The organism is Streptomyces sp. NPDC059861 (genome assembly GCF_042731435.1).
In the GTDB taxonomy this organism is placed as follows: domain Bacteria; phylum Actinomycetota; class Actinomycetes; order Streptomycetales; family Streptomycetaceae; genus Streptomyces.
Genome location: NZ_JBHWJQ010000011.1, coordinates 90,354 through 103,717, shown reverse-complemented (window position 1 = coordinate 103,717; position 13,364 = coordinate 90,354). Strand labels below are relative to the sequence as shown.

Below are 13,364 nucleotides of genomic sequence, written 5' to 3'. Positions count from 1 at the left end.
GGGGACACGGAGGCCGGGTACGCCGGTACGGCGGCCGTCGGGTCGCCCCCGTACCGGCGTACGGTCAGGGGCGGAGCAGTACCTTGCCGACCTTCGGGTCGCCGGCTCCCACCAGTTCGATGGCGTGCGAGAACTCGGTCAGCGGCAGCTCGTGGGTGACCAGCGGCAGCGGATCCAGCAGCCCGGCACCGAACACCCGCACCGCGTGCGCCCACGCCCCCGGCGGTGCCCCGAAGACGGTGTGCACCTCCAGTTGCCGTACCACCAGGTCCGTCGGGTCCAGACCGTCGGCGCCCGGCGCCGGGATCCCCGTCAGCACCAGCCGGCCACCGCGCCGCAGCAGCGCGGCCGCACTCCGGGCGGCGTCGGCCGACCCGGCCGTCTCGATCACCACGTCGAAGTCGCCGGGCAGTTCCTGGTCCTTGGTACGGAAGCCGGTGGCGCCGAACTCCCGCGCCAGGGCGGCGCGGTCGCCGCGCGTGCCGACGACCAACAACTCGGCCGGGGAGGCCGCCCGCAGGAACTGCACGGCGAACATGCCGAGGGTGCCGGTGCCGACGACGGCGACCCTCTCGCCCGGCCTCGCGCCCGCCTTCAGGGCCGCCGCGGCGATGCAGGCGGCGGGTTCGAGCAGGGCGGCGGCGGTCAGGTCGGCGCCGTCCGGGAGGACGTGCAGGAGACGGGCCGGCAGGGTGAGGGTGGGCGCCATGGCGCCGGGCTGGGTGAAGCCTGTCTCCTCGTACCCGTCCGTGCACAGCGTGGTCTCGCCCGCGTGGCAGCGGTCGCACACCTGGCAGTTGCGGAAGCCCTCGCCGACGACCTTGCGCCCGGCCAGTGACGCCGGGACACCGGGGCCGGTCGCGGTGACCGTCCCGGACCACTCGTGGCCGGGGGTGAGCGGGTAGCGGACGTAGCCCTCGGGCCGGTTTCCCTGATAGACCTCGCGGTCGCTGCCGCAGATGCCGACGGCGTGCACCCGGACCTGCGCCTCCCCGGGGCCGGGCGGGCGGGGCGTGTGCGCGACGAGCCGGTGCGCCCCGGGTGCCTCGACGACGACGGCCGTGCTCACTGCGTCGCCTTCGGCTTGCGCTGCTCCCAGCCCTCGGCCCACAGGTCGAAGCGGGCCTGCTGCTGCGGGAACTCGGCGGCCGCGTCGGTGTCCAGCTCGACGCCTAGGCCGGGGGCGTGCGAGAGGTGGAAGCAGCCGTCCTCCGGGTCCACCTGGGGCGCGCCCTTGACGACCTTCTTGATCTCCGCGTCCGCGAAGTCGTTGAAGTGCTCCAGGATCTTGAAGTTGGGGGTGGTGAAGCCGACCTGGAGCGAGGCGGCGGTGAGCACGGAGCCGCCGACGTTGTGCGGCGCGACCAGCGTGTAGTGGGTCTCGGCGGTGGCGGCGAGCTTGCGGGTCTCCCAGATGCCGCCGATGTGGCCGACGTCCGGCTGGATGATGTCGGCGGCCTGGCTCTCGAACAGCTCGCGGAACTCGATCCGGTCGTGGATCCGCTCGCCGGTGGCGACCGGCATGTCCACCTTGGCGGCGACCTTCTCCAGGGCCTTGAGGTTCTCCGGCGGGACGGGCTCCTCCAGCCAGGCCGGCCTGAAGGGCGCCAGTTCGTGGGCGAGCCGGACGGCGGTGGCGGGGGAGAAGCGGCCGTGCATCTCCAGCATCAGCTCGGCCTCGGGGCCGATGGCGTCACGGACCGCCTCGATCAGGGAGACGGCGTAGAGCGTCTGCCGGTGGTCCAGCTCGAAGTGCCCGGTCCCGAAGGGGTCGATCTTCAGGGCCCGGTAGCCGCGCGCCATGACCTCCTGGGCGGCCTTGTGGTACGCCTCGGGCGTGCGCTCCGTGGTGTACCAGCCGTTGGCGTACGCCTTGACCTTGTCGGTGACCTTGCCGCCCAGCAGCTGCCACACCGGTACGCCGAGGGCCTTGCCCTTGATGTCCCAGCAGGCCATCTCGACGACGGCGATGCCCGACATCACGATCTCGCCGGCCCGCCCGTAGTCGCCGTACTTCATGCGGCGCACCAGGTCTTCCAGGGCGAACGGGTCGGAGCCGAGGATGTGGTTGCCCTCGGCCTCCCTCAGATAGCCGAGGAGGGCGTCGGTGCGGCCGAGCATCCGGGTCTCCCCGACTCCGGTGATCCCCTCGTCGGTGTGCACCTGGACATAGGTCAGGTTGCGCCACGGCGTCCCGACCACGTGCGTGCTGATTCCTGTGATGCGCACGGCAGTTGCCCCTCGTGAAGCTCGGCTTTGTTCGATATTTCGTCACACGTTCGAAATGCTGGCGTGACAGTAAGGAGGCGGCGGCGGGGGTGTCAATGGGGTGGGCGGGTAACGGTTTCGAGACCTTTGTTGGCCGGTTTCGGGATGATGCGAGCGGGTTGCTCTCAAGCCGACGCGCCGGAAGAAGTCGTTCCGCACAGAACCTTCACAGCAACGACTATGAACGTTACCGATCAAAAACTTAACCTTCCCGCGTCATGGACTACTGCCACCCGTGCCGACGGCACCTGAATGGCGCGCTCGCCTGCCCGGGGTGCGGCACACCAGCCGAACACCTCCGCGCGTACGCGGAGGAAACCGTCGTGCGCACCGTCGTACGGACGGATGTGCGTACGGACGTCGTCACGGTGGTCCGGGCCGCGGAGCCCGGCGAGCCGCACGGCGCCGAGGACGACGATGCCGACGACGACCTCGACGACGCCGACGACGACCGCCCCGGGCGGGAGTCCAGGCGCCGTCAGTCGAACGTCAGCCGGCGCGACCGCAAGGCCGCGGCCCACCGCCGCCGGCGTCGCCGCACCCTGCTGATCGTGGCGGGGTTCCTGCTGGCCGCCGGTGCCCTCAGCCTCGCCGAACTCGGCCTGGACGCCCCCGGTTCGGCCCCGAACCCGGCCGCGGCCGGGGACGCCTCGGCGGACGGCGGCGCGGAGGTCGAGTCGGACGAGTCGACGGACCCCCTGACCGACGCCTCCGCGGGCGCCACGCCCGGCAAGGGCACGGCCTCCGCGGACGCCTCCACGTCCCCCTCCCCGTCCAAGTCCGCCAAGGACGAGAAGGACGACAAGGAGTCGGCGAGCCCGACGGAGGAACAGGGCTCGGCCCCGTCGGACCCGGATCCGGGCCCGACGGCCTCCGCCCCGGCGCCCCCACCCGCCCCGGACCCGACGCCGACATCGACGCCGGACCCGCCCTCCTCGGAGCCGGCCCCGCAGCCGTCACCTTCCGAGACGTGCGACCGGTTCCTGTGGTGGTGCACCTAGAACTAGCCCGGTCGTGCCGTGGCGGGCGACCGGCTCTCGCGGTCCGCCGCTCCGGGCCGGCCGGCCTCCACCCCACCGACTCGGCCCGCCCCGGACCCGACATCGACATCGACGCCGGAGCCGGCCCCGCAGCCGTCACCTTCCGAGACGTGCGACCGGTTCCTGTGGTGGTGCACCCAGGTCCGGCCTGTCCCGGTCGGTGCCCGCCTCCTTCGCCCAGGTCTCCAGTACGTCCGTGAACTCGGCCGCCCGTTCCGCCCAGTCGAGCTCGGCCAGCGCCGCCGTGCGGCCGCGAGCGGCCGTGTCCAGACGCAGCCGCGCGTCGGTGCGCAGCCGCCGTACCGCCTCCGCCGTCGCCGCCGGGTTCCCGTAGGGGACGACGAGACCGCAGCGGTGCCGCTTCACCAGGGCCGCCGCCAGCGGGTTCGGCGTCGTCACGACGGGGACGCCGTGGGCCATGTACTCGACGACCTTGGTGGGCCGCGAGTGGCGGTAGTTGGGCTGGTCGTGGAGGAGGGACAGCCCCGCCGTCGCGCCGGAGAGCAGGGCGAGCGCACGGTCGTTGGGCAGATAGCCGTGCCAGCTCAGGACGCCCTCGCGGTCGGCCTCGGTCAGCGCGCCCCGCACGTCCACGTCGGCCGCGCCGATCGCCTCGACCCGGACGTCCGGCGCCAGCAGCCGCGCCGTCTCGATGAGGTCGAGCGCGCCGCGCGCCCGGGACAGATGCCCCAGGTACACGACCCGGTCCGCGCCGGGCGGCTCGGGCGGCGCGGCGGGCACGGCCGTGAGGTTCGGCACGACGGGATGGGGCCGGCGGAACCGTTCCCGGTAGGCGTCCTCGGCGAGCAGCAGCCGCACATGCCGTTCGGCCAGGCGTTCCGCCGCCCGCACCGCCAGCTTCAGCGGCGGTCGCAGGGTCGCCGGCACCCAGCGCTTCATCGTCAGCGCCGCCGCCGTGTCCTCGTGCACGTCCCACACGGTCACCGGGGCCCGGCCGCCGCGCCGCCACCGGCGCAGCGTGCCGGGCAGGGCGAGCAACAGCTCCGGGTCGTGCAGCAGCACCACGTCCGCCTCCGGGCCGCGCTCCGCCAGCAGGGCGCGCGCCGCACGCAGCGCCGCCCGGCGATCCCGGCCGGCGGCCCGGGGGAGGTCCACGCCCTCGACACCGGGGCGCGGCACCACCCCACGGGCGCCGAAGGGGGCGGCGTACACGATCCGGTGGCCGCGCTCGGCCAGGGCCGCGATCTGCCGGTGCAGTATCCGCGCGTCCTCCGGATGGTGGACGACGGTGACCACGAGTATCCGCATCAGAGCAGCACCTTTCGGCTCCGCCCGGCCCGCTACAGCACCTCGACACCGGGGCGGAATATCCGCCCCCGGGTGTCGAAGAGCAGGCGGGCCGCGTCGGCGAGGGCGGGCAGGTCGTAGGAGGAGTGGTCCTGGAGCAGGATCGTCAGGTCGTGCCCGGCGGCGGCGGCCATCGGGTCGTCGACGCGGGGGACCGGCACACCGTCGACGGACCACTCGTCGACGTGCGGGTCGTGGAAGGAGATCTCGGCCTCCCGCTGCCGCAGCAGCCGGGCCACCGGCACGGCCGGGCTCTCCCGCTGGTCGGCGACGTCGGGCTTGTAGGTGACCCCGAGCATCAGCACCCGGGAGCCGTGCAGCGGCCGGCCGGCGTGGTTGAGCAGGTCCTGTGCGCGGCGGACGACGTACTCCGGCATCCGCCGGTTGATCTCCTGGGCCAGCTCGACGAACCGGAACTCGTAGCCGAGCGACGAACGCACCTTGTAGGAAAGGTAGTTCGGGTCGATGGGGATGCAGTGGCCGCCGACCCCGGCGCCCGGCCGGAACGCCTGGAAGCCGAACGGCTTGGTGCCGGCGCAACGGATCGCGTCCCACAGGTCGACGCCCAGCTCGTGGCTGATGACGGCGAGTTCGTTGACGAGGGCGATGTTGACGTGCCGGTAGGTGTTCTCCAGCAGCTTGGCCATCTCGGCCTCGCGGGTGCCCTTCGCCTGCACGACCGTGTCGACGAGTTTGCCGTAGAAGCCGACCGCGCGGGCGGCGCACGAGGGGGTGCAGCCGCCGACCACCTTGGGGGTGTCGCGCAGCCCGTGCCCGGTGTTGCCGGGGTCGATGCGCTCCGGTGAGAAGGCCAGGGCGAAGTCCTGCCCGGCGCGCAGCCCGGAGACCTCCTCCAGCAGCGGCCGTACGACCTCTTCGGTGGTGCCCGGGTAGGTGGTGGACTCCAGCACCACGAGCTGTCCGGGCCGCAGCCGGCCCGCGACCGCCCGGACGGCGGCGGTGACCGCGCTGAGATCGGGCCCGCCGTCCCCGTTGAGCGGGGTCGGCACACAGATCACCACGGTCTGGACGCGGGCGAGACAGCCGTCGTCGGTGCAGGCGCGGAAGCCGGCCGCCAGCATCCCGCGGACGTCCTCGTCGGAGACGTCGTCGACGTGGGAGCGTCCGGCGTTGAGCCCGGCGGCGATCCGGGGGTTCTTGTCGAGGCCGACGACCTTCAGGCCGACCGCCGCCGCCTCCCGCGCGAGCGGCAGCCCGACGTAGCCGAGCCCGATCACCGCGAGTTCGGCGGTGCCGGCCATTTCTGATTCCCCGAGCTGTGCGTTCTTGTCCCCGAGCGGTTCGGACTCGTCGACCTGCATAGGGCTGCTCCCGTCCCGTGGGCGGACTCGGATCTGAAGTTGTGCGGTCCGGCCCGGTCCTCCGAGACAGCCGGGTGGCTCCTCCGAGACAGCCGGGCGGCTCCTCAGAGACAGCCGAGGGCGCGGTACGCCTCCCGGGTCGTCGCGGCGACCCGCGTCCAGGTGCGGTCGCGTGCCACGATCTCGCGAGCGGCCGTACCCCATTCGGACCGCTTTCGACTGTAAAGAAGGAATTCGATCGCATCTGCCCAAGCCTGTTCGGACGAGGGCGGAACGAGCTGCCCGGTCGCTCCCGGCTTGACGAGTTCCCGCAGCGCGGGGAGATCGCTGGCGGCCACCGGCAGCCCGCTCGCCATCGCCTCGACCGGCTTCAGCGGCGTCACCAGCCGGCACACGCGCGCATCGGTGCGCGGCACCGCGAAAACGTCCAACACCGCGTGGAAATCCCGGACTTGGCCGTACGGCACTCGACCCGTGAACACGGCCGTCCCGTCGTCGAGACCCAGCCGGCCGGCCAGCCGCAGCAGTGCGGGGCGCTCCGGTCCGTCCCCCACGATCAGCAGCCGCAACGGCACTCCGCGGCGCCTCAGCTCGGCACCCGCATGGAGCAATGTGCCGATTCCCTCGTGTGGAGTAAGGCTGCTGACCGTGCCGACCACGACGTCGTCCGGCGCGATGCCGAGCCGGGCCCGCAGCGGCGCCCCGTCCGGCAGGGGCGTCAGGAACTCCTCGTCCACCGCGTTCGGCACGATCAGCACCCGCTCCTCGGGCACTCCGCGGGCCACGATCTCCGCCTTCATCGCCGCGCCCAGCGTCAGCACCAGGTCCGCCTCCCGCATGCAGTGCGTCTCCAGCTCGCGCCGGGCCCGGTAGCTCGGGTCGGCCGCCGTGCGCCCCGGGGCCTGGGTCAGCCAGGTGTCCTCCAGGAAGCCGCGCACCTCGTAGACCACCGGCAGCCCGTAGGCCGCGCGCAGGGCCAGCGCCACGCGCCCGTTGCCGTGGTCGGTGGCCGGGTGCAGCACGGCGGGCCGCAGCCGCTCCACCAGCCGCCCGGCCAGCTCGGCGTTGCGGGCCAGTACCGCCGCCTGCCCGTACGGCAGCCACGGCGGCAGCAGCCGGTGCTGCGGCACACCGTCCACCGTCTGCACCGCACGGGCGTCCAGCACTCCCTGCGCCACCGGGAACCCGACGCGTGTCACCACATGCGGATCGAGTCCGGCGGCACGCTGCGCCGCGGCGATCTTCTGGGTGCGCACGGTGTAACCGGCGTGCTTGAACGGCAGTCCGTTGGTCACCAGATGAAGCACCCGGCCCGGCACCGGCCGGACCGCACGACCGGGCGGAGCGGGCACCCGTACCCCGGATGGAGCAGCGGCCGGACCCGCCGTCCGGGCCCGGCCGGCGAGCCGCCGTTCCAGCTCACGGACCCGGCGCCGCACGGGCGACGGCAGCAGCCGCACCCCCAGCAGCGCGGCCCTCAGGGGGTCATGGCGCAGTTCGCCCCACGCCACGGATGCGGCCAGACTGAGCGCACGGGGGATATGACGCGACATGCCGTCACGTTAGGCGGCGAGAGCGGAGAAAGTACGACATGAACGGCCGCATACTTCACGTCGTCGGCACCCGACCGAACTTCGTCAAGGCCGCCCCGGTCGTCGCCGCACTGCGCACGGCGGGCTGCGACCAGGTGCTCGTGCACACCGGCCAGCACTACGACGAACGGATGTCGGACATCTTCTTCCGGCAACTCGGCCTGCCCGAACCGGACACCGATCTCGGTGTCGGCTCCGGCAGTCACGCCCGGCAGACCGCCGACCTGCTCGTCGCCCTGGAGGGCGAGCTGACCGCCCGCGATCCCGCCCTCGTCATGGTCTACGGGGACGTCAACTCCACGCTGGCGGCCGCCCTGGTCGCCGCCAAGCTGGGGATGCCCCTCGCCCATGTGGAGGCGGGCCTGCGCAGTTTCGACATGACGATGCCCGAGGAGGTGAACCGGCGCCTCGTCGACCAGCTGGCCGACATGCTGTTCGCCACCAGCCCGGAGGCGATCGGCCACCTCGCCCGCGAGGGCGTCGACCCCGCCCGGGTGCATCTCGTCGGCAACCCCATGATCGACACACTGCTCACCCATGTGGACCACTTCGACCCGGCCGCCGCCCGCGCCGCCCACGGACTGCCCGAGCGCTACGCCGTGGTCACGCTGCACCGCCCCGCCAACGTCGACGATCCCGAGGCGGCCAAGGCGGCCGCCCGCACCCTGACCGAGGCGGCCCGGCTCCTCGACCTCGCCGTCCCCCTGCACCCGCGCGGCCGGGCGGCACTCGGCGAGGCCGGCCTCGACGGCGCACCGGGCGTCCACGTCCTCGACCCGCTGGGATACGTCGAGTTCATGAGCCTGGTGCGCGGCGCGGCCGCCGTGATCACCGACTCCGGCGGCGTCCAGGAGGAGACCACCGTGCTCGGTGTGCCCTGCCTGACCCTGCGCACCACGACCGAGCGGCCGGTCACCGTCACCCACGGCACCAACCGGCTCGTCGGCCACGCCGAACTCGTCCCCGCGCTGCGCAAGGTGCTGGACGGCGGGCAGCCGGCGCCCGAGGAGGGACCGCCCCTGTGGGACGGCCGGGCCGGGGCCCGGATCGCCGCCGAGGTCGTCCGCCGGCTGGACCACCATGTCTGAGCTCACCCGCCTGTACTGGGACACCCGCCACCGCGAGCACGACGACCTCGCCTCGGGCGGCCACATCGGCCTGGACCGCGCGGGCAACGAGATCTTCTACGCCAGGCGGCTCGGCGCCCTGCTGCCGCTGATCGGCGACCTGGCCGACGAGTCGGCCCCCCTGTTCGTGCTCGACGCGGGCTGCGGCAAAGGGCACTTCGCCCGCGCCCTGGCCCGCTGCGGCCACCGCGTCGACGCCTTCGACACGAGCGAGGAGGCCGTCGCGCACGCCCACGCCGAGGGCGGCGGCCCGCGCTACGCCGTCGCCGCCCTGGACGAGTGGCGCAGCCCGTGGCCGTACGACGTCGTGCTCTGCCTCGACGTCCTCTTCCACGTCCTCGACGACGAGGAGTGGGCGGCCGGCCTGCGCAACCTGGCCTCGCTGGTGCGGATCACCGGACGGCTGATCCTGACCGACGAGGACATCGGCACCCGCCGGCCGCGTGGCGACTACATCCTGCACCGCCCGGCCGACGAGTACGCCGCGCTGCTCGAACCCCTCGGCCTGCGGCACACCCTGTTCACCCCGTACGGCTTCCGCGAGAACGAGGTCGGCTTCCACGTCTTCACGAGGACCCGCTGATGCGCCTGACCGATCTGCTCCACCCTCACCTGGACGGCGTCACCACCGTCGTGGACGCCACCGACGGCGGGCTCGACCTGGAGCCCTATCTGCATCTGCCCGACGACGTCGCCGTGCACCACGGCGAACGCGACATCGGCGAGAACGAGCTGGTGATCGTGTCGTTCGGCCCCGACCCGGCGCTGCACGGCACCGAGACCGACTGTCTCGCCGTGCTGCGACGCATGCGCCCCGGCGGCCGCGGTCTGATCCTCTTCGGCCACCGCGGCACCGAACTCCCCTACCACCGGGTGCTCGACGCCCTGGTGGCCCACCACTGCCAGGTGCTGCGCGCCGCCCCGCTCGACTACGTGCATCTGCACGCGGCCGCGGTGTTCGTGCGCACCGACGAACTCCAGCCGCCGCACGACTGGTTCGGCCGGCCCGTCCCGGCGGAGGGCTTCGCCACCGCGCTGCGGATCGCCGACGAGTACGTCCTGGCCGACCTCGTCGCCCGCTCGCTGCGGGCCCGAGTGCTGGACCTCGAACGCGACGCCGAGGAGGCGGAACGCGCCCGCGGCCCCGTCCACGAGGAGGGCCTCGCCGAGCGCCTGGCCGTCGCCGCACGCGACAAGGACCAGCTGGCGGCCGCCCTGCACAGGGCACGGGACCGCGTCGGCCTGCTGGAGGCGCGGGTGGCCATGCTGGAGGGCTCGACCTCCCTGCGGGTGGGCCGGGCCCTGGTGTCGGCCGCACGCTCACCCCGGCAGGAGGCGCCACGCCTGCCCCGCGAGCTGTACGGACTGTGGCGGGGGCGGGTGAAGTCGCGTCCGCTGTCCGCGTCCTCGCGCGCGGCGACGGAGGCGGGGCTGCGCGAGCTGTACGGACGATGGCGCGGGCGGCTCAAGCCCGGCACCGCGGTCCCGGGCACGGCGAGCCGTGTGACGTCACGTCCCGCGTCGTCCGGACTCGCGCCCCAGATCGCGGTGCCCGACGGGCGGATGCACCTCGCCCACCGGGCGTTCACCTCGACGCCCCGCGACCGGATGGTGATCGCCGGTGTGCTCACCGACGCCACCGCCGCGGACCTCGCCGCGGACGCGGTGGTCAACCGGGCGCTGCCGCACGACGGCCGGCTGATCGTGCAGCGCACCGACCCGGACGCCCTGGTCGTCCAGCTCAGCGCCTGCACGGGCGGGGGCCCCTGGTCGCTCACCGGCACCGGACTCGCCCCCGACCTCGACCGGAAACTGGCCGAACTGCTCACGGAGACCCGGGCGGCGGGCCGCCGCTGCGTGCTGTGGCGGGACGGCCCGGTCTCCGCCGCCCCCGGCCTCACCCGGCTCGCCTGGGACGTCGTGCTGGACGCCGACGCCGGTGTGCGGCTGACCAGCCTCGACCCGGCAGCCGGCGGCCGCCAGCGGCTGCGCGAGGTGTTCCGGGCGGAAAGCTCCCGGGTGCGCCTGTCGCAGCTGGCCCGCCGGATCGGCGCCCCCGACCCGCTGGACCGGCGGCGGATCTGCGTGCTGGCCGACCCACGGGACCGGGCCGGCATCGCCCGGCTCACCGAGCAGGTGCTGAGCCAGCGCCACCGGCCCGCCGAGGTCGTCGTACCCGATCCCACCGGACTCGACGAACTCGCCGCCGCCGGCGTCACCGTACGCACCGGTGAGCCCCTCGCGCCCTGGGTCGCCGACTGGACGGACCTCACCGAGGACCGCCCGGACACCCTGCTGCTCGACCTGATGTGCGCGCAGGAGTACTCCGGCGCCGACGCGGTGGGCTCCACGCCCGCCGCCGACGACTACACCTTCGTTCCCGAACTGCGCCCCCTCCTGGTGCGCCGGTCGCTGCTTACCTCCGGCGCGCCGCCCGAGACCTGGGCGCGCCAGGGACACCGCCTGTTCGCCTGGTGCGGGAAGGAGCCGACATGAGCCGGACACTGAACGCGCTCGTCTACGGCGACGTTGACCTCAATCTCATCGACGGTTCCGCCGTCTGGGCCCAGTCGACGGTGCAGGCACTGTCGCGGGCCGGCTGCCGGACCCGGCTGGTCCTCAAGGCCCCCGTGCTCACCAGCCGGCTGATCGACCCGCTGGCCGGGCTCCCCGGGGTCACGGTGGTCCGCCCCCACGAGGAACGGCTGCTGTCCGGGCTGTCGGACCGGCCGCTGTCGCCCGTGCAGGCCTCCCAGGCGCTCGCCCAGCTCGACCAGGACGAGCCCTGCGACCTGCTGGTGCTGCGCGGACGGCGCCTGGTCGGGCGCATGGTCGCCGAGGGCCTCTTCGAGGGACGGATCTGGGCCTACCTCACCGACATCCCGCAGTCGGCCGCCGAGATGACCGAGGGGGCCCGCGCGGAACTCACCCGCATCGCCGAAGCCTCCCAGCGTCTGCTGTGCCAGACCGAGGAGTTGCGCTGCCTGCTGGAGACCTCCGTGCCCGAGGCCTGCGGCAAGTGCGTGCTCAGCCCGCCCGCCGTACCCGAGCCGGGCTTCCCGCTGCCGGAGCACGAGCACCCCCACGACCCCTTCCGGCTCGTCTACACCGGCAAGTTCGCCCCGCTGTGGAACACCCTGCCCATGACCCGGCTGCCGGCCCTGCTCGCCGAGCAGGGTGTCCGGGCCGAGCTGCACACCGTCGGCGACAAGATCCACGAGGACCCCTCGCACCCGGAGTTCCAGGACGCCATGGCCCGCGCGCTGGCCGTCACGCCGGGGGTCGAGCACCACGGCGGGCAGCCGCGCGAGGAGGCCATGCGCATCGCGTCCGACTGCGACCTCGGCCTCGGCTGGCGCGAGCCCGCGCTGGACGCGAGCCTCGAACTGTCCACCAAGGTCCTGGAGTTCGGCGCCCTCGGGCTGCCCGTCGTGCTCAACCGCACCCCCGCCCACGAGGCGCTGCTCGGCGGCGACTATCCGCTGTTCGTGACCGGGCACGCCGGACTCGACGACGCCGTGGAGACGGTCGCGCGTGCCGTGCGCGAGCCGCAGGCCCGGCGGCTCGCCGCCGAACGCTGCCGGGAGGCCGCCTCCCACTACACGCTCCGGGCGGCCGCCGAACGCTGGCGCGCCCAGCTCGACCAGGCCTTCCCCGAGGCGCCGGCCGCCGTGACCGCCCGGCCGCGGCCCCTGCGGGTCGGCGTCGCGGGCCACGACCTGAAGTTCCTCTCCCGGCTCCTCGACCACTTCCGCACGGTGCCCGGTCTCGACGTACGCGTCGACGCCTGGCCGGCGCTGTCCCGGCACGATCCGGCCGCGAGCCGGGAACTCGCCGGGTGGGCCGACGTCGTGGTCGTCGAGTGGTGCGGCCCGGCCGCCGTCTGGTACAGCCGCCACAAGCGGCAGGACAGCCGGCTGATCGTCCGGCTGCACCGCTTCGAACTGGACGCCGAGTGGCCCGCGCAGGTCGACATCGACGCCGTCGACCAGGTCATCTGCGTCAGCTCCTCCTACGCCCGCCGCACCCTGGAGCTGACCGGCTGGCCGGAGTCCAAGGTGACGGTCATCCCGAACTGGGTGGACACCGACCAGCTCGACCGCCCCAAGGCGCCCGGCGCCCGCTTCCGGCTCGGCATGATCGGCATCGCGCCCAGCCGCAAGCGCATGGACCTGGGCCTCGACGTGCTGGAGGCGCTGCGCGCCCGGGACCGCCGCTGGCACCTCTCCGTCAAGTCCAAGCCACCCTGGGAGTACTGGTGGATCTGGAACAAGCCCGAGGAGCGCGCGCACTACGACGCCGTACTGCGCCGTATGCAGACCTCGCCGCTGCTCGACGGGGCGGTGGTCTTCGACGACTTCGGCGCGGACGTGGCCGGCTGGCTCCGCCGGGTCGGGAACGTGCTGTCCACCAGCGACGACGAGAGCTTCCATCTCGCCCCGGCCGAGGGCATGGCCTCCGCCGCGGTGCCCGCGCTGCTGCCGTGGCCCGGGGCGGACGAGATCTACGACCGGCGGTGGATCCACCAGGACCCTCAGGCGATGGCGGACGCTCTCGCCGGGCTGGGCGAGGAGGGCTGGCGGGACGCCGGGCAACTGGCCCGCACCCAGGTGCGGGAACAGTTCTCGCTGCGCCGGGTCGCCCGGGACTGGACGGAGCTGCTGGTGTCCCGCTGACGGGTCCGGGCGGGCGGCCGGACCCGTCGGG

General features: G+C 73.8%; 10 protein-coding genes. 5 read left to right on the top strand and 5 right to left on the bottom strand.

What is annotated here, in order from left to right:
- Positions 1–64 precede the first annotated feature (64 nt).
- Complete coding sequence (locus ACFV6X_RS12690; protein ID WP_385381646.1) at positions 65–1,069, bottom strand: zinc-binding dehydrogenase; 1,005 nt, start codon at positions 1,067–1,069, stop codon at positions 65–67.
- Positions 1,066–2,229 carry a mandelate racemase/muconate lactonizing enzyme family protein gene (locus ACFV6X_RS12685; protein WP_385381643.1) on the bottom strand — a complete coding sequence of 388 codons (1,164 nt, stop codon included), beginning with the start codon at positions 2,227–2,229 and terminating at the stop codon, positions 1,066–1,068. Before ACFV6X_RS12685 ends, ACFV6X_RS12690 begins: the two co-directional genes overlap by 4 nt.
- 362 nt (positions 2,230–2,591) lie before the next feature.
- On the opposite strand from ACFV6X_RS12685, the gene ACFV6X_RS12680 reads away from it, so the two are divergent.
- The gene (locus ACFV6X_RS12680; protein WP_385381641.1) at positions 2,592–3,269 is read left to right on the top strand and encodes a hypothetical protein; all 678 of its coding nucleotides are present in this window, start codon (positions 2,592–2,594) and stop codon (positions 3,267–3,269) included.
- Between the two features lie 135 nt (positions 3,270–3,404).
- On the opposite strand, the gene ACFV6X_RS12675 is transcribed toward ACFV6X_RS12680, so the two are convergent.
- The 3 genes from ACFV6X_RS12675 to ACFV6X_RS12665 all read right to left on the bottom strand — a co-directional run bounded on the left by ACFV6X_RS12675 (position 3,405) and on the right by ACFV6X_RS12665 (position 7,491).
- Positions 3,405–4,577 (bottom strand): glycosyltransferase, encoded by a 1,173-nt coding sequence (locus ACFV6X_RS12675; RefSeq protein ID WP_385381638.1) that lies wholly within the window; start codon positions 4,575–4,577, stop codon positions 3,405–3,407.
- 32 nt (positions 4,578–4,609) lie between these two features.
- Positions 4,610–5,878 carry a nucleotide sugar dehydrogenase gene (locus tag ACFV6X_RS12670; protein WP_385381836.1) on the bottom strand — a complete coding sequence of 423 codons (1,269 nt, stop codon included), beginning with the start codon at positions 5,876–5,878 and terminating at the stop codon, positions 4,610–4,612.
- A 164-nt stretch (positions 5,879–6,042) separates the two neighbouring features.
- Entirely contained in the window at positions 6,043–7,491 is a 1,449-nt protein-coding gene (locus tag ACFV6X_RS12665; RefSeq protein ID WP_385381636.1) for a glycosyltransferase family 4 protein, read from the bottom strand.
- A gap of 38 nt (positions 7,492–7,529) precedes the next feature.
- On the opposite strand from ACFV6X_RS12665, the gene wecB reads away from it, so the two are divergent.
- From wecB to ACFV6X_RS12645, 4 genes are read left to right on the top strand one after another with little or no spacing between them, the layout of a single operon-like run.
- Positions 7,530–8,618: a non-hydrolyzing UDP-N-acetylglucosamine 2-epimerase gene (wecB, locus tag ACFV6X_RS12660; protein ID WP_385381633.1), complete on the top strand. Its 1,089-nt coding sequence runs from the start codon at positions 7,530–7,532 to the stop codon at positions 8,616–8,618.
- A complete protein-coding gene (locus tag ACFV6X_RS12655) occupies positions 8,611–9,240 on the top strand; it encodes a class I SAM-dependent methyltransferase (protein ID WP_385381631.1) in 630 nt (209 codons plus the stop codon). Before wecB ends, ACFV6X_RS12655 begins: the two co-directional genes overlap by 8 nt.
- Entirely contained in the window at positions 9,240–11,153 is a 1,914-nt protein-coding gene (locus ACFV6X_RS12650; protein WP_385381629.1) for a hypothetical protein, read from the top strand. Before ACFV6X_RS12655 ends, ACFV6X_RS12650 begins: the two co-directional genes overlap by 1 nt.
- Entirely contained in the window at positions 11,150–13,333 is a 2,184-nt protein-coding gene (locus ACFV6X_RS12645) for a glycosyltransferase (protein ID WP_385381628.1), read from the top strand. The genes ACFV6X_RS12650 and ACFV6X_RS12645 overlap by 4 nt, the downstream gene beginning before the upstream one ends.
- Positions 13,334–13,364 lie beyond the last annotated feature (31 nt).

Coding starts and splice junctions, on each gene's coding strand:
- ACFV6X_RS12675 (WP_385381638.1), bottom strand. CDS start 4,577: ATGCGGATACTCGTGGTCACCGTCGTCCACCATCCGGAGGACGCGCGG.
- ACFV6X_RS12670 (WP_385381836.1), bottom strand. CDS start 5,878: ATGGCCGGCACCGCCGAACTCGCGGTGATCGGGCTCGGCTACGTCGGG.
- ACFV6X_RS12665 (WP_385381636.1), bottom strand. CDS start 7,491: ATGTCGCGTCATATCCCCCGTGCGCTCAGTCTGGCCGCATCCGTGGCG.
- wecB (WP_385381633.1), top strand. CDS start 7,530: ATGAACGGCCGCATACTTCACGTCGTCGGCACCCGACCGAACTTCGTC.
- ACFV6X_RS12655 (WP_385381631.1), top strand. CDS start 8,611: ATGTCTGAGCTCACCCGCCTGTACTGGGACACCCGCCACCGCGAGCAC.
- ACFV6X_RS12650 (WP_385381629.1), top strand. CDS start 9,240: ATGCGCCTGACCGATCTGCTCCACCCTCACCTGGACGGCGTCACCACC.
- ACFV6X_RS12645 (WP_385381628.1), top strand. CDS start 11,150: ATGAGCCGGACACTGAACGCGCTCGTCTACGGCGACGTTGACCTCAAT.